This is a genomic window from Streptomyces sp. NPDC039423, from assembly GCF_055598725.1.
Genome location: NZ_JBVKAH010000005.1, coordinates 24,374 through 39,569 on the forward strand (window position 1 = coordinate 24,374; position 15,196 = coordinate 39,569).

Here is a 15,196-nt window from a genome sequence, read left to right on the forward strand (position 1 = left end):
GTCCTCCATCCTTGGGGCCGCGGCGGATGGCCGCAATGACGAGGACCCCGCCTTTCCTGCCATCCGCGGCCCCGCCCCCCGGGCGAGGGACCGAGACCCCTCCCCCGGACGACGTACCAACCAGTCGGTAGCCTTCGGGCATGACGACGACTCTGCCGCCGCGCGCCGGCCGCCGCTGCCACAACGCCCTGAACCCGCTGCACTCGACCGTCTACTTCTCGCCGGACTTCGCGCAGGAGCTGGCCGCGCTCGGCGTCACCGACTCCAACGCCGCCTACTTCGCGGGCCGCGCCGCCGCCATGGGGGCGGTCGGGCCGGGGGCCGTCACGGCGTCCTTCTACAACTTCAACCACGAGCTCGTCGCCCAGCACCTGCCGGCCGTGTGGGACACCGCTTCCCCCGAAGCGGTCCTGGCGGCCCGCTGGCGCGCGGCCGACACCACGCTGCGGCGGCTACTGGGCGACGCGGCGGTCGCGTCCGACGAGATGGCGGAGGCGGCCCGGCTCGCCCTCCGCGCCGCCGAGGCCTGCACCCGGCACGCCCGCCCGCTCTACGCCGCACACGCCGACCTGCCGGTGCCCGAGGAGCCGCACCTCGCCTACTGGCACGCGGCGACCCTGCTGCGCGAGCACCGGGGCGACGGACACCTGGTCGCGCTGCTGTCCGCCGGGCTCGACCCGCTGGAGGCCCTCGTCAGCCACACGGCGACCGGCAAGGGCATGGCGCCCCGCTGGATCCTCGCCACCCGTGGCTGGCGGCGCGCCGACTGGGACGCGGCGGCCGGGCGGCTGCGCGGGCGCGGTCTGCTGGACGAGCGGGGCGAGCTGACGGACGCGGGCTCCGCCCTGCGCGCCGAGCTGGAGGAGCACACCGACCGCCTGGACGCGACCCCCTACGAGCACCTCGGCGCGGCGGGCGTCGAGCGGCTCACCGAGCTGGGGCGCGGCTTCCTGATGGCCGCCGTGGCGGCGGGCGCGTTCCCGCAGGACCTGGCCGGCAAGGGCTGAGGACCCGCGGCGGGACGGACACCCGGGGGCCGGCCGCCGGGCGGCCGCCGGCGGCGGGGGGCCGCCGGTGGTCGCCGGGGGCCACCGGCGGCACGGCCCGGGGGCACGGACGTTTCGGCGGGGGCGCGGCGGCAACCCGCACAGCGCAACCGACAGCACACGGAGGTTCCCCTTGCGTACCATCGCCGACTTCTTCCGCGTGATCGGCTCGGCCGTCGCCACCGTCGTCACCCTGCCGTTCCGGCTGCTGGCACGGCTCTTCGGCGGCGCCTCGCACGGCGGGGGCCGGGCACGCCGCGCCTGACGACGGGGCAGAGGGACACGTCCCACGGTGACCCGGCAGAATGCAACCTCAAGCTGGCAGGCACGAGAAGGCGAGTCGGGACACCGTGACGACGTCCATCGAAGGCAGGATCGCCGAGGAGCTCGGCGTACGCGAGCGGCAGGTGAAGGCGGCCGTCGAGCTGCTCGACGGCGGGTCGACCGTGCCGTTCATCGCGCGCTACCGCAAGGAAGCGACCGAGATGCTCGACGACGCGCAGCTGCGCACGCTCGAGGAGCGGCTGCGCTACCTGCGGGAGCTGGAGGACCGGCGGGCCGCCGTCCTCGACTCCGTACGCGAGCAGGGCAAGCTCACCGACGAGCTGCGGGAGCGGATCCTCGGCGCCGACACCAAGGCGCGGCTGGAGGACATCTACCTGCCGTTCAAGCCCAAGCGGCGAACCAAGGCCCAGATCGCCCGCGAGGCCGGACTCGAACCGCTGGCCGACGGGCTGCTCGGCGACCCGTCGGTGGACCCGCTCGCCGCGGCCGCCGCGTTCGTGGACGCGGACAAGGGGGTGGCCGATCCACAGGCCGCCCTCGACGGCGCCCGGGCGATCCTGACCGAGCGGTTCTCCGAGGACGCCGACCTCATCGGCGAGCTGCGCGAACGCATGTGGACGCGCGGGCGGCTGGCCGCGAAGGTGCGGGACGGCAAGCATGAGGCGGGCGCCAAGTTCGCCGACTACTTCGACTTCGCCGAACCGTTCACCGCCCTGCCCTCTCACCGGGTGCTGGCGATGCTGCGCGGCGAGAAGGAGGAGGTCCTCGACCTGACCCTGGAGCCGGAGGAGCCGCCGGCGGAGGGGCCGTCCTCGTACGAGGCGATCGTCGCCTCCCGGTTCGGGATCACGCAACGCGGGCGGCCCGGTGACAAGTGGCTGGCCGATACCGTCCGGTGGGCGTGGCGCACCCGGATCCTCGTCCACCTCGGGATCGACCTGCGGCTGCGGCTGCGCACGGCGGCGGAGGACGAGGCGGTACGGGTCTTCGCCGCGAACCTGCGCGACCTGCTGCTCGCGGCGCCCGCCGGGACGCGCGCGACGCTCGGGCTGGACCCCGGTTTCCGTACCGGGGTGAAGGTGGCGGTCGTGGACGCGACCGGCAAGGTCGTCGCCACCGACACGATCCACCCGCACGTCCCGGCCAACAAGTGGGACCAGTCGCTGGCGACCCTGGCGCGGCTGTGCCGCGAGCACGCCGTCGAACTGGTCGCCATCGGCAACGGCACGGCCTCGCGCGAGACGGACAGGCTGGCCGCCGACCTGATCGCCCGGCACCCGGAGCTGGAGCTCACCAAGGTGATGGTGTCGGAGGCGGGCGCGTCGGTGTACTCGGCGTCCGCGTTCGCCTCCCAGGAACTGCCGGAGCTGGACGTGTCGCTGCGCGGCGCCGTCTCGATCGCGCGCCGCCTCCAGGACCCGCTGGCCGAGCTCGTGAAGATCGACCCCAAGTCGATCGGCGTCGGCCAGTACCAGCACGACCTGTCCGAGGTGAAGCTGTCGCGGTCGCTGGACGCGGTGGTCGAGGACTGTGTGAACGGTGTCGGTGTCGACGTCAACACCGCGTCCGCGCCGCTGCTTTCGCGTGTGTCCGGCATCGGGGCGGGCCTCGCCGAGAACATCGTGGCGCACCGGGACGCCAACGGCCCGTTCCGGTCGCGCAAGGCGCTCAAGGAGGTGCCGCGCCTCGGCCCGAAGGCGTACGAGCAGTGTGCGGGCTTCCTGCGGATCCGGGGCGGTGACGACCCGCTGGACGCCTCCAGCGTGCACCCCGAGGCGTACCCGGTGGTGCGGCGGATGGTGAAGACGACGGGCGGTGAGGTCGCTTCACTGATCGGGAACACCTCGGTCCTGCGGTCGCTGCGCCCGGCCGACTTCGTGGACGGGACGTTCGGCCTGCCGACCGTGACCGACATCCTGCGCGAGCTGGAGAAGCCGGGCCGCGACCCGCGTCCGGCGTTCCGGACGGCCACCTTCAAGGAGGGCGTCGAGAAGATCGGCGACCTGGAGCAGGGCATGGTGCTGGAGGGCGTGGTCACGAACGTGGCCGCCTTCGGCGCCTTCGTGGACGTCGGCGTCCACCAGGACGGACTCGTCCACGTGTCGGCGATGTCGCGCACCTACGTCAAGGACCCGCGCGAGGTGGTGAAGCCGGGCGACGTGGTGAAGGTGAAGGTGCTGGACGTCGACGTCCCGCGCAAGCGGATCTCGCTGACCCTCCGGCTGGACGACGCCCCCGCCGACGCGGCCTCCGGCTCCGGCGCGCCGAAGCGCGAGCGGGGCGGGCGGCCGCCGCAGCAGCGGCAGGGCGGCGGTGGCGGTGGCGGTGGCCGTGGGGACCGGCGCGGTGCCGGGGCGGCGAAGGGCGGCGGCCGCCCGTCACAGGGCTCCGCGCCCGCTCCCGGCAACAGCGCCATGGCGGACGCGCTGCGGAAGGCGGGCCTCCTGGGCGGCGGCTCCGGCGGCCCCGGTTCCGGCGCTTCCGGCCGGAGCGGCCGCGGCGGCCGCTGAGGCGGTGTGGCGGCTGGGGCGGCCGGGGCGCTGTAACGCTCAGGCGCTGTGACGGCTGGGTACTCGTGGCCGGTGAGGCGCCGGGGCCGCCGAGGCACCCGTGGCCGGTGAGGCGCTGGGGCCGCCGAGGCCCCGTGGCCGGTGAGGCGCTGGGGCCGGTGAGGCGCTGGGGCCGGTGAGGCGCTGGAGCCGCCGACGCCCCAGCGCCGGTGAGGCCCGGCGGCGTGCGTTCGGCCCGGTGACCGGTCCGGCTCCTGAGAGGGGTGCGGCGGTCACCGGGCCGGGCGGTGCGGCGTGACGGCCCGGCGCCGAAGCCCGGGTGGGCGCCCGGCGGCGGTCACGCGCCCCCGGGGTCCGGGTCGGTGATGCCGTCCCGGGTGACCGGGGGTGACGTGGGAGCAACGTGGAGGACCTCGCGGGCCTGCTGCGCGGCGCGGGTGATGCTCTCGGAGACGAAGGCGACGAAGCGGGCGATGTTCTCCAGGCGGACGGCGGCCGGGGTACCGGGGCCGAGGATGCCGACGCCCTGGCGCGCGGTGTCGACGAGGTGGGCGGTGGCGCGGGCGCTGGCCATCATCGACTGGTACCAGATGTCGTCGTCGACGACGTAACGCTCGCGGCGGCGTTCGTCGCGTTCCCGGCGGACGAGGCCCTGGCTCTCCAGGAACGCGATCGCCTTGGATACGGAGGCCGGGCTGACCTGGAGGCGCTGGGCGAGTTCGGACGCCGTGAGGCTGCCGGTGTCCGTGAGGGTCAGGCAGGCCAGTACCCGGGACATCATCTTGGGCATGCCGGAGGCCATGAGGACGGTGGTGAACGTCTCCTCGTACGCCCGGACGGCCTCGGGGTCGCGCCCATGGGGCTGCGCGGGTGCCGCCGGCGCGCGGGGAGCGGTCTGCTTGCGCCGGTGGGCGCGTTGTTCGGTGGCGCGGTGGGCGAGGTCGGCGCGGTAGGCGGTGGGGCCGCCGTTGCGCATCACCTCACGGGTGACCGTGGAGGTCGGGCGGTCGAGCCGTCGGGCGATCTCCGCGTAGGCGAGGCCGTCGGCCAGCCCCAGCGCGATCTGCTGACGTTCCTGCTGGGTGAGCCTGCCTCCCGGCATCGCGGTCTCCTTCGGCTGTGCGTGGATGGCGTCACTGTAGCGTTCACCCGCACCCCGTTGCAACAGACGCACGCACCCTGTTGCGTTACCTTCTGGCCTGTTGCAACGATTTTACGCGCCTGAACTGCTCAAACGTTGCTTGTACGCAACGAACTCATTGCCGGAACCTCGAATGCAACGTAGCGTTTCTGTTGTTCGAAACGAAGAGTCCACGAGTTGCAGGAGAAACATCATGCTGACGTTCGACACCCCCGCCCCGGTCTCCGCCGTCCTGGACGTCCCGGCCGGCCACATCCGCTTCATCGCCGCCGACCGGACCGACACCACGGTGGAGATCCTGCCCGCGGACGCCTCCAGGAGCCGGGACGTCAAGGCCGCGGAGCGGACCACGGTCGACCATGCCGACGGGGTCCTGCGGATCACCGGCCCGACGGCCACGAAGCAGCTCCTGGGCCCCTCGGGAGCGGTGGAGATCACCGTCCGGCTGCCCGCCGGCTCCCGCGTCCGGGCCACGGCGTCCAGCGCCGAGTTCCGCGGCGTCGGCCGCCTGGGCACCGTCATCCTCGACGCCGCCCACGGCACCGTCACGCTCGACGAGACCGCCGACGCCACGCTCACCCTCATGGCCGGCGACATCACGGTCGGCCGCCTGGGCGGCCCCGCCGACATCTCCACCACCAAGGGCCACATCAGTGTCGCCGAGGCCACCCACGGCGCCCTCACCCTGCGCACCGAGCACGGCGACATCAGCGTCGGCGCCGCCCGCGGCACCTCCGCCACCCTGGACGCCGGCACCTCCTACGGCCGCGTCCACAACGCGCTCAGCAACACCGACGGCCCCGACGCCGGCCTGACCATCCACGCCACCACCGCCTACGGCGACATCACCGCCCGCAGCGTGTGAGGCCTCCGCTCACAGCTCGGTCACCTTGCCGCCGGCGACCTCGACGCGCCGGGTGGTGCGCACCGCGTCGAGCATCCGCCGGTCGTGGGTGACCAGCAGCAGCGTTCCGGTGTACGAGTCGAGGGCGGACTCGAGCTGTTCGATGGCCGGCAGGTCCAGGTGGTTGGTCGGCTCGTCCAGGACGAGCAGGTTCACGCCACGCCCCTGGAGCAGGGCGAGCGCGGCCCGGGTGCGCTCGCCCGGTGAGAGCGAGGTGGCCGAGCGGGTGACGTGCTGGGCCTTGAGGCCGAACTTGGCCAGCAGGGTGCGGACGTCGGCCGGCTCGGTGTCCGGTACGGCCGCGCAGAACGCGTCCAGCAGGGATTCCTGCCCGTGGAACAGCTTGCGCGCCTGGTCGACCTCCCCCACGACCACGCCCGAGCCGAGCGAGGCGTGCCCCGCGTCCAGCGGGAGGCGGCCGAGCAGGGCGGCCAGCAGGGTCGACTTGCCCGCGCCGTTCGCGCCGGTGATGGCGACCCGGTCGGCCCAGTCGATCTGGAGGGAGGCCGGGCCGAAGCGGAAGTCGCCGCGCACGGCTTCGGCGTCGCGCAGGGTCGCCACGACCGAGCCGGAGCGCGGAGCGGCGGCGATCTCCATCCGCAGCTCCCACTCCTTGCGGGGCTCCTCGACGGCGTCGAGCCGCTCGATCATGCGCTGGGTCTGGCGGGCCTTGGCGGCCTGCTTCTCGCTCGCCTCGCTGCGGAACTTGCGGCCGAGCTTGTCGTTGTCGTCGCCGGCCTTGCGGCGGGCGTTCTTGACGCCCTTGTCCATCCAGGAGCGCTGCATCTGGGCGCGGCCTTCGAGGGCGGCCTTCTTGTCGGCGTACTCCTCGAAGTCCTCGCGGGCGTGCCGGCGGGCGGTCTCCCGCTCCTCCAGGTACGCCTCGTAGCCGCCTCCGTAGAGCCGGATCCGCTGCTGGGCCAGGTCCAGTTCGAGGACCTTGGTGACGGTCCGGGCGAGGAACTCGCGGTCGTGGCTGATGACGACGGTCCCGGCGCGCAGGCCCTGGACGAAGCGCTCCAGTCGTTCGAGGCCGTCCAGGTCGAGGTCGTTGGTCGGCTCGTCGAGCAGGAAGACGTCGTAGCGGGACAGCAGCAGGGAGGCGAGCCCCGCGCGGGCGGCCTGGCCGCCGGACAGGGAGGTCATCGGCCGGTCGAGCCCGACGGTGAGGCCGAGGGTTCCGGCGACCTCCTCGGCGCGCTCGTCGAGGTCGGCGCCGCCGAGGCCGAGCCAGCGCTCCAGGGCGGTGGCGTACGCGTCGTCGGCGCCGGGAACACCGTCGACCAGGCCCTGGGTGGCGTCGTCCATCGCGGTCTGGGCGGCGGCCACACCGGTGCGGCGGGCGAGGAAGCCGCGCACGGTCTCGCCCTCGCGGCGCTCCGGCTCCTGCGGGAGGTGGCCGACGGTGGCGGTGGGCGGCGACAGCCGCAGCTCACCGTCCTCGGGGGTGTCGAGCCCGGCGAGCAGCCGCAGCAGGGTCGACTTGCCGGCCCCGTTGACGCCGACGAGGCCGATCACGTCACCGGGGGCGACGACGAGGTCCAGACCGGAGAAGAGGGAGCGTTCGCCGTGGCCGGCGGCGAGGTCCTTGGCGACGAGGGTTGCAGTCATCAGGGGGTCGATCCTAGGTCACGGCCGGTGCGGCGGTGGCCCCACCGGGACGACGAGCACGCCCCCCGAGGTGCGGGCCACGAGGCAGGAGCGTCCGGCCGCCGTCCGGGCGTCCAGCGGGACGCGGTGGGTGCCCGGTTCCAGCAGGCCGTCGTACAGCTCCCGGGCGCGGGTGCGGTGGAGGCGGTCCAGCCGGTACGCGACGACCTGGACCCGGCACGTGGAGGTGACCTCCACGATCGCCTCGCCGCCGGAGAGGGCCAGGCCGGTCAGACGTCGCCGCTCCGGCGGGGTACGGTCCAGGGCCTGCTCGACCTGGGCGACGAGCACGGGGACGACGGGCGCGAGCCCCTCGACGTACACGACGTCCGCGCCGGCCCGCTCGAACGCCTCCCGCACGGCCGCGCGCCGCTCCTCCCCCACCGCCCGGCCGAAGGCCACCGCCCCGTACGCGCGCAGTTCCTCGCCGGTCACGGTGGTGGTCTCCTCGGCGATGTCGGCGCCGACGCCGATGCCGCGCAGCGCGGCGGCCAGCCTGGCGAGGACGGCGACCCGGGCGCCGACGAGCAGGACGCGGCGGCGGGCGGGGGCGCTGGGGAGCAGGCGCTCCAGCTCGGCGCGGTACTCGGCGGCGCGGAAGCGGAACGGGCCTATGCCGTGGTAGCCGTTCAGGGCGAGGTCGGCGGACTCGTCGGTCTGCCAGGCGAAGTCGCGCCAGACGACGTCGTCGCCGTCCCGCTCGATCACGGCGGTGACGGCGCCGCAGCCCAGGCTCTCGCACTCGGGGCAGCCGTAGACGACGTACCGCCCGTCGGGCAGGGGCGGTTCGGCCTCCAGCAGCAGGCTGCGTACATGACCGGTGAAGACGGCGGGAGGTACGTCGGAGGCCAGCGGGGAGACGGCGTCGAGGTCGGACAGCCGGTGCAGCAGGGAGCGGCCGTCGACGACGAAGTCGACGTAGTCGCGGTGCGCCTGGTACGCGCCGTCGGCGAGGACGGCACCGGTCCGGGTCGCGGGCGCGAGGACGAAGGACACGTGGGCGGGGTGGCCGGGGCCGGCGGCGGGGTGGCCGGGACCGGCGGCGGGGTGGCCGGGACCGGCGGGAAGACCGGCGGGGTCGCGTACGGCGTCGTGCTCGGGCGCGGTCTCGGGCTCGGGCTCGGGAGGCATGTCGGGTGTATTCCCGTCCGTGGCGTCTCCGCTACCGTCCCGGCATGAGCGGTGACGTGATCGTGGTGGGCGGCGGGGTCATCGGGCTGACGACGGCGGTCACGCTGGCCGAGCGGGGCCGTCGCGTGCGCGTCTGGGCGCGGGACGCGCCGGGCCGCACCACATCGGCGGTGGCGGGCGCGCTCTGGTGGCCGTACCGCATCGAACCGGCGGAGCGGGTGGGCACGTGGGCGCTGGAGTCGCTGCGCGTGTACGAGCGGCTCGCCGCCGCTCCGGAAGCCACCGGCGTGCGGTTGGTGGCGGGTGTCCACGCGGGCACCGAGCGGGGGGCGCTGGGCGCGTGGGCCGGCGAGGTGCCGGGGCTGCGGCAGCTACCGTCGGGCGGCCTCGCGGCGGTGCTGCCGCTGATCGACATGCCCGTCCATCTGGAGTGGCTGGCTGCCCGCCTGGAGGCGGCGGGCGGGGTGATCGAGACGAGGACGGTGCGGTCCCTGGCGGAGGTGCCCGCGCCGGTGGTGGTCAGCTGCGCCGGGCTGGGCGCGCGGGACCTCGTGCCGGACGGGGCCGTGCGACCGGTGCGCGGCCAGTTGGTGCTGGTGGAGAACCCTGGCGTGGAGGAGTGGTTCACCGCGCCGGACACCCCGGGGAGCGGGTCGACCTACTTCTTCCCGCAGCCGGGGCGGTTGGTCCTGGGCGGTACGGCGGAGGAGGACGACTGGCGGACCGCGCCGGACGCGGGGACGGCCGCCGCGATCGTCGCCCGGTGCGCCCGGGTCCGGCCCGAGATCGGCCGCGCCCGCGTGCTCGGCCACCGGGTGGGCCTGCGCCCGGTGCGTACGGGCGGGGTGCGCCTGGCGGCGGAGCCGCTGCCGGGCGGCAGGCTGCTGGTCCACAACTACGGTCACGGAGGCGCGGGAGTGACCGTCGCCTGGGGTTGCGCCGGGGAAGTGGCCCGTGCGCTGCCGCCCGCATCCGCCTCCGGCCCGGGCGGCGGACCCGGCCCGAGTGACGGTCCCGGCCCCAGTGAGGGTCCCGGCCCCAGTGACGGTCCCGGCCCGGGCGGCGGCCGACCCGGGGCGGACTGAGCGGCGGCGCCTCCCGTAGCCGGGGCACGAGGGCCGGGGCGCACCCAGGGGGCGCGTGCCCCGGCGCCCGGGAAGCCCCGGGCGCCGGGGGGGGGCGTCAGCCGGCCGGCGGCGGGTTCCCGGGGTCGTCGCGGTACCGGTCGTCACGGTGCCGGTCGTCAGGGTCCCCGGCGTGTCCGGACGGTTCGTCCTGGGCCGGGCCGATGCGGATCTCGAACTCGCCCGCGTACTTCTCGTGGCCCGCGATCACCGCCTCCTCCACGGCCTCCTCGGCGAGTTCACCGCGCACGATCAGCGGGTCACGGCGGAGGTCCCGCATCAGGGACCAGCACATGCCGATCATCACCAGCACGAACGGCGCCGCGACCAGGATGGTCAGGTGCTGGAGGCCGGCGAGCGCGTCGCCCTTGCCCTCGCCGACCAGCAGCATCACGGCCGCCACGCCGCCGGTCACCACGCCCCAGAAGACGACCACGAACCGGGCCGGTTCGAAGGTGCCCTTCTGGGAGAGGGTGCCCATCACGATCGAGGCGGCGTCCGCACCGGAGACGAAGAAGATGCCGACCAGGATCATCACCAGCAGGCTCATCACGCCGGCGATCGGGAACTCCTGGAGCACTCCGAAGAGCTGGGCCTCGGGCGTGGTCGCGCCGCCGAGGTCGCCGCGCTCCTTCAGGTGCATGGCGGTGCCGCCGAAGACCGCGAACCAGATCAGGCTGACGGTGCTGGGCACGAGGATGACGCCGCCGATGAACTGGCGGATCGTCCGGCCCCGGCTGATGCGGGCGATGAACATGCCGACGAACGGCGTCCAGGAGATCCACCAGGCCCAGTAGAAGACCGTCCAGCTACTCAGCCAGTCGGCGACGTCACCGCCGCCGGTGGCCGCCTCGGTGCGGCCGGCGAGCTGCGGCAGCTCGTCGAGGTACGCGGCGAGCGAGGTCGGGACCAGGTCGAGGACGAGGATCGTGGGGCCGGCGACGAAGACGAAGACGGCGAGGACGACGGCCAGCACCATGTTGGTGTTGGACAGCCACTGGATGCCCCGCTCCACGCCGGAGACGGCGGAGAAGACGAAGCACACCGTCAGGACGCCGATGATGCTGACGAGCAGCCCGGTGCCGGCCTTGTCCAGCCAGCCGACCTCGTGCATGCCGCTGCCGATCTGGAGCGCGCCGAGCCCCAGGGACGTGGCGGAGCCGAAGAGCGTGGCGAAGATCGCCAGGATGTCGATCACCCGGCCGACGACTCCGTCGGCGTGCTTCTTGCCGATGAGCGGGATGAAGACGGCGCTGATCGTCTGCCGCCTGCGGCGGCGGAAGGTGCTGTACGCGATGGCCAGTCCGACCACCGCGTAGATCGCCCAGGGGTGCAGGGTCCAGTGGAAGAGGGTGGTGGCGAGCGCCGTCTGCATGGCGTCCGCCGAGTCGGCGGGGTCGGTGCCCGGCGGCGGGGTGGTGTAGTGCGCGAGCGGTTCGCTGACGCCGTAGAACATCAGGCCGATGCCCATGCCGGCGCTGAACATCATGGCGACCCAGGAGACGGTGCTGAACTCGGGCTTCTCGTGCTCCTGGCCCAGTTGGATCCGGCCGTAGCGGCTGACGGCCAGCCAGAGCGCGAAGACGACGAAGCCCGAGGCGGCCAGGACGAACGCCCAGCCGCCGTTGTGCATCAGGCCGTTCAGCATCGAGTCCGACACGCTCTCCAGCGAGTCGGTGGCGGTGGCGCCCCAGACCACGAAGGCGAGGGTGAGCACGGCCGTCACGCCGAACACCACCCGGTCGGTGACGGGCGGCTCGTTCTCGTACGGGTGGCGGCCCGGCAGAGCCGCCTTCACGGGCAGCCGCAGCCGTTGCCCCGGTTTCCGTTGCTCCTGAGACACAGGCGGCACCTTTCGCGATCATGGCCTGATTTCGCTTTTGATACCCCCTACCACGTCAGGCACACCTGCACCGGGATCAACAGGCGTCCACCGGCTCCCCGTCCGTGAGGCGGTACGCCGCGCGGGTGTCGAGCAGCAGCGGCACCAGCGCCCGCTGCGACTGCCGCAGCGGTACGAAGGCGGTGCCGTCGGCCTCCACCCGGGCGGCGACGCCGTGCAGCGCCAGCTCGTCGCGGACCCCGGCGTACCGGTCCGCGGTCAGGCGGTAGCCGCACGGCGGGTCCTGGAGGGTCTCGGCGGGCTCCGGCGGATCGTTGTCGGCGCCGCCCAGGAAGACCGGGCCCCGGTCGCGCAGGCCGGCCAGCCGGGCCGCCGTGGTGACCGCCCCGATGGTGCCGCGCCGGTCACCGACGTACCGGAAGAGTCCGTCCAGGGCGGCAAGCTGGGTGTCCACGCGGCGCCGGTTGTTGAGGGCCGGGTCCTTCTTCTCCTCCTCGGTGAGCGGGTCGACGCGGGTCTCGACGAGCAGGCCGACGGAGTGCTTGACGCCCACCGTGTTGCGGAGGATCCGCTCCTGGCCGTCGCCCGCGACCTGTTTGACGGGTTCCCCGGTGACCGGGTCGGTCCAGATGCCGTAGACGCCGCTGTCGAAGCCGGCCCGTGCGGCGGCGGGGCGGACGTACGCCTCGGAGAGGGTGTGCGCCTCGTCGTGCACGCGGGTGCCGGTGTTGGGGTTGCGCGGCCAGAGCGCGAGCAGGTCCTTGTCGTAGTAGGGCGGGGTGGCGCCGTACTCGTGCAGGTCCTGGACGACGTCGGGCCGGTGGTCGCGGATCACCGCGGCGAGGGCGCGGGCCTCGGGCGTCCGCAGGGCGATGTGGTCGCGGTTGACGTCCACCCCGTCGGCGTTGCCCCGGGTGCCGGCGGCGCGGCCGTCGGGGTTGGCGGTGGGGACGACGAGGACGGTCGTACGGGCGAGGAGGCGGAGGGTGTCGCGGTCCTTCGCGTGGGCGAGGTCGCGGACGGTGGACAGGCAGGCCTCCCGGCCGGACGGTTCGTCCCCGTGCTGGCTGCAGATCAGCAGCACGGTGGTGCGGGTGGTGCTCCTGGTGCCGGGCGGGGTGGCGGTGCCGGACGGGGACTCGGTGGCGGCTCCGGTGCCGGACGGGGACTCGGTGGCGGCTCCGGTGCCGGGCGGGGTGCCGGTTCCGGGCGCGGTGGAGATCCGTACGAGCCGCAGTGGGCGGCCCTGCCGGGTCGTGCCCACCCGGGTGACCGACACCCGGTCGCTCCCCCGGTCGACGGCGTCGAGGAAACGTTGCTCCTCGCGCTCGTCCGTCCAGCGGGCGCCGTCACTCGCCTCGAACCCGGTGCGCGGCGGCGGGGTGGGTGAGGCCTGGGCGGGTGCGGTGATCAGCGGGAGGCCGAGGGCGGCCGCGGTGACGGTCACGGCGAAGGCGCGGGCGCGTGCGGCGCGTGGGGTCATCGGGGCGTGCCTCCGGGGATCTGCGCGGCGGGGCGCGGGGCGGTGACGCCGGCCGGCGGGGCGGTGCGCGGGGCGGCGGGGTGCACGGTACCGGTGGTGGCGCGGAGGAACGCGGGGACCCCGCCGACGAGGGGCAGCCGGGCGGAGGCGCGGGCCAGGTCGAGGGTGAGGGTGGGCTTCGCCGCCGGAGGGTCGATCAGGTTCCGGTCGGTGCCGGCGACGAGGAGCGCCAGGCGGTGGCCGGCCGGGACGACGTGGTCGGTCGCGGCGAGGTCCACGGTGATGGTGTGGGGCCGGCCGGGGGTGAGGGGGCGTCCCTCCCGGGCGTCCGCCCAGGTGCCGAGGTCGGCCCAGCCCCGGCTGAACACGGTGGCGCCGACGTCGGTCGTCCTGGCCCGGGTCTCCTTGTAGCAGGCGCTGTCGCCGGTGGTGCTCGCGCCCCAGCAGGTGCGCTCGGCGAGGGTGGTGATGCCCTCTCCGGCGGCTCCGTAGTCCCGGATGGTGGCGGGACCGAGGTCGACCAGGACGGCGGTGAGGTGGGCGCTGGTGGCGTCCGGGGTGGCGGTGACGGTGACCCGGGAGGAGCCGGAGAGCCGCAGGTCCCGGGTGAGCGGGCGGGTGATGAAGCCCGCCTTGGCCGGGGTGGTGGTGCCGGCGGCCGACGCCCAGTCGAGCTCGCCGAGGGCGGGATCGTCGGTGAACGTCTCGGTGGCGCCCGGGCGGGCGGGGACGAGCCCCAGGGTGCCGACGCCGGGTGCCGCGCCCCGGCGGGGACGGAGCGTGGTGGGGGCGGTGGCGCGGGGCGGCCAGACGCGGTCGGTGGACCATTGGCCGGGGGCGCGCTCGACGTCGGCCATCGGCGCGCGGTCGACGCCGTTGTCGTAACCGAGGAGGTAGTGGTCGAACCAGTGGTGGAGGGTGGTGACCCACTCGGCGCGGCGGAAGTCGAAGGGGTCGACGTGGCCGGTCTGCGAGAGCCAGATCTTGCGTTCCACCCCGTGGGCGGCGAGCGCGTCCCACCACTGGCCGATGTGCTTGGCGCGGACGTTGAGGTCCTGCTGTCCGTGGACGAGGAAGACGCTGGCCCTCACCTTGTGGGCGTTGCGGACGTAGTCGCGCGTGTCCCACAGCGGCGTCATGTCGCCGGTCCGCGGGGCGCCGTCGACGAGGCGCTGCTGCACATGGGCGCAGCGGGCGCGGGCGTCGGGGCTGTTGACGTAGTCCGAGAGCCACTCGGGGCCGGAGTCGTACAGCGGGGCACCCTGGGCGAAGTAGTAGTCGTACCAGGAGGAGATGGCGCCGATGGGGACGATGGTCTTCAGTCCCTCGACGCCGGTGGCGGCGACGCCGTTGGCGATGGTGCCGTCCCAGCTCTTGCCGATCATGCCGGTGTCGCCGGTGGACCAGCCGGTGGCATGGGCGCGCCGGGTGCCGGTGCGGGTGGTGTAGCCGCGGCCCCGGCCGTTGAGCCAGTCGACGACGGCCTTGGCGGACTGGATGTCGGAGGGGCCGCCGACGTCGTCGCAGCCGTCCGAGCGATTGGTTCCGGCGAGGTCCACGGCGGCGAAGGCGTAGCCGCGCGGAACGAAGTAGTTGTCGTAGTACAGAGGGAACTGGACGGGGCGGCCGTCGGCGTCGTACGTCTTCTTCTGGCTCTCGTTGCCGCGCCCGCAGCAGGAGTAGTAGGGGCTGGCGTCCATGATGACCGGGACCTTGCGGCCCCGGGCGGCCGCCTCACGCGGCCGGACGATGTCGACGGCCACCCGGTCGGTACGGCCGTCGCGGTCGCCGTCGAGGCCGGTGTCGACCCAGACGGACTCACGGACGGCGTCGGCGTACGAGTGGACGGGCCGCGACTCGTGGACGGGGGCGGGTCGCGCCGTGGCGGGGGAAGCGGGTCGCGCTTCCCGGGCGGGGGCGGCCGGCGCCGCGCTCGCGGGCTGGACCAGTGCGGTCATCAGGGCGGCGGTGGCCGCCGTCACCAGGACTCTGCTCGACATGGGGGTTCTCCGCGCACGTATCGGCATGGGCGGAACGTACACGCGCCAACTGCCGGATGACAGAGGGCACTACGGGGGC

General features: G+C 74.4%; 11 protein-coding genes. 5 read left to right on the forward strand and 6 right to left on the reverse strand.

Going from position 1 to position 15,196, the window contains the following annotated elements; genetic code table 11:
* Positions 1-140: 140 nt before the first annotated feature.
* The 3 genes from ACZ7LK_RS17400 (at position 141) to ACZ7LK_RS17410 (ending at position 3,841) form a co-directional block, all read left to right on the forward strand.
* On the forward strand, positions 141-1,007 hold the full coding sequence (locus ACZ7LK_RS17400) for an SCO6745 family protein (protein WP_471141613.1): 867 nt from the start codon (positions 141-143) through the stop codon (positions 1,005-1,007).
* Between the two features lie 172 nt (positions 1,008-1,179).
* Positions 1,180-1,311, forward strand: a complete 132-nt coding sequence (locus ACZ7LK_RS17405) for an LPFR motif small protein (protein ID WP_471141616.1) — start codon at positions 1,180-1,182, stop codon at positions 1,309-1,311.
* An 85-nt stretch (positions 1,312-1,396) separates the two neighbouring features.
* A complete protein-coding gene (locus ACZ7LK_RS17410) occupies positions 1,397-3,841 on the forward strand; it encodes a Tex family protein (protein WP_471141619.1) in 2,445 nt (814 codons plus the stop codon).
* 337 nt (positions 3,842-4,178) lie between these two features.
* On the opposite strand, the gene ACZ7LK_RS17415 is transcribed toward ACZ7LK_RS17410, so the two are convergent.
* A complete protein-coding gene (locus ACZ7LK_RS17415) occupies positions 4,179-4,943 on the reverse strand; it encodes a GbsR/MarR family transcriptional regulator (protein ID WP_471141621.1) in 765 nt (254 codons plus the stop codon).
* A 232-nt stretch (positions 4,944-5,175) separates the two neighbouring features.
* On the opposite strand from ACZ7LK_RS17415, the gene ACZ7LK_RS17420 reads away from it, so the two are divergent.
* Positions 5,176-5,847 (forward strand): DUF4097 family beta strand repeat-containing protein, encoded by a 672-nt coding sequence (locus ACZ7LK_RS17420; RefSeq protein ID WP_392273900.1) that lies wholly within the window; start codon positions 5,176-5,178, stop codon positions 5,845-5,847.
* Between the two features lie 9 nt (positions 5,848-5,856).
* On the opposite strand, the gene ACZ7LK_RS17425 is transcribed toward ACZ7LK_RS17420, so the two are convergent.
* Both ACZ7LK_RS17425 and ACZ7LK_RS17430 read right to left on the reverse strand, forming a co-directional pair.
* Positions 5,857-7,497, reverse strand: coding sequence for an ABC-F family ATP-binding cassette domain-containing protein (locus tag ACZ7LK_RS17425; protein WP_392273901.1), 1,641 nt, complete (start codon positions 7,495-7,497; stop codon positions 5,857-5,859).
* An 18-nt stretch (positions 7,498-7,515) separates the two neighbouring features.
* Entirely contained in the window at positions 7,516-8,667 is a 1,152-nt protein-coding gene (locus ACZ7LK_RS17430; protein WP_471141625.1) for an oxidoreductase, read from the reverse strand.
* A 44-nt stretch (positions 8,668-8,711) separates the two neighbouring features.
* On the opposite strand from ACZ7LK_RS17430, the gene ACZ7LK_RS17435 reads away from it, so the two are divergent.
* The gene (locus ACZ7LK_RS17435; protein WP_471141628.1) at positions 8,712-9,752 is read left to right on the forward strand and encodes an FAD-dependent oxidoreductase; all 1,041 of its coding nucleotides are present in this window, start codon (positions 8,712-8,714) and stop codon (positions 9,750-9,752) included.
* A gap of 97 nt (positions 9,753-9,849) precedes the next feature.
* Here the strand turns inward: ACZ7LK_RS17435 and ACZ7LK_RS17440 are convergent, their stop codons facing one another.
* The 3 genes from ACZ7LK_RS17440 to ACZ7LK_RS17450 all read right to left on the reverse strand — a co-directional run bounded on the left by ACZ7LK_RS17440 (position 9,850) and on the right by ACZ7LK_RS17450 (position 15,144).
* Entirely contained in the window at positions 9,850-11,595 is a 1,746-nt protein-coding gene (locus ACZ7LK_RS17440; RefSeq protein WP_471142211.1) for a BCCT family transporter, read from the reverse strand.
* A 115-nt stretch (positions 11,596-11,710) separates the two neighbouring features.
* Positions 11,711-13,117, reverse strand: a complete 1,407-nt coding sequence (locus tag ACZ7LK_RS17445) for a M14 family metallopeptidase (RefSeq protein ID WP_471141631.1) — start codon at positions 13,115-13,117, stop codon at positions 11,711-11,713.
* Positions 13,114-15,144, reverse strand: coding sequence for a Xaa-Pro dipeptidyl-peptidase (locus ACZ7LK_RS17450; protein WP_471141634.1), 2,031 nt, complete (start codon positions 15,142-15,144; stop codon positions 13,114-13,116). The genes ACZ7LK_RS17445 and ACZ7LK_RS17450 overlap by 4 nt, the downstream gene beginning before the upstream one ends.
* Positions 15,145-15,196: the final 52 nt, after the last annotated feature.

Excerpts from the sequence above, each read along its gene's own strand:
- ACZ7LK_RS17400 (WP_471141613.1), top strand. The coding sequence starts at position 141 with ATGACGACGACTCTGCCGCCGCGCGCCGGCCGCCGCTGCCACAACGCC.
- ACZ7LK_RS17415 (WP_471141621.1), bottom strand. The coding sequence starts at position 4,943 with ATGCCGGGAGGCAGGCTCACCCAGCAGGAACGTCAGCAGATCGCGCTG.
- ACZ7LK_RS17420 (WP_392273900.1), top strand. The coding sequence starts at position 5,176 with ATGCTGACGTTCGACACCCCCGCCCCGGTCTCCGCCGTCCTGGACGTC.
- ACZ7LK_RS17425 (WP_392273901.1), bottom strand. The coding sequence starts at position 7,497 with ATGACTGCAACCCTCGTCGCCAAGGACCTCGCCGCCGGCCACGGCGAA.
- ACZ7LK_RS17430 (WP_471141625.1), bottom strand. The coding sequence starts at position 8,667 with ATGCCTCCCGAGCCCGAGCCCGAGACCGCGCCCGAGCACGACGCCGTA.
- ACZ7LK_RS17435 (WP_471141628.1), top strand. The coding sequence starts at position 8,712 with ATGAGCGGTGACGTGATCGTGGTGGGCGGCGGGGTCATCGGGCTGACG.
- ACZ7LK_RS17445 (WP_471141631.1), bottom strand. The coding sequence starts at position 13,117 with ATGACCCCACGCGCCGCACGCGCCCGCGCCTTCGCCGTGACCGTCACC.
- ACZ7LK_RS17450 (WP_471141634.1), bottom strand. The coding sequence starts at position 15,144 with ATGCCGATACGTGCGCGGAGAACCCCCATGTCGAGCAGAGTCCTGGTG.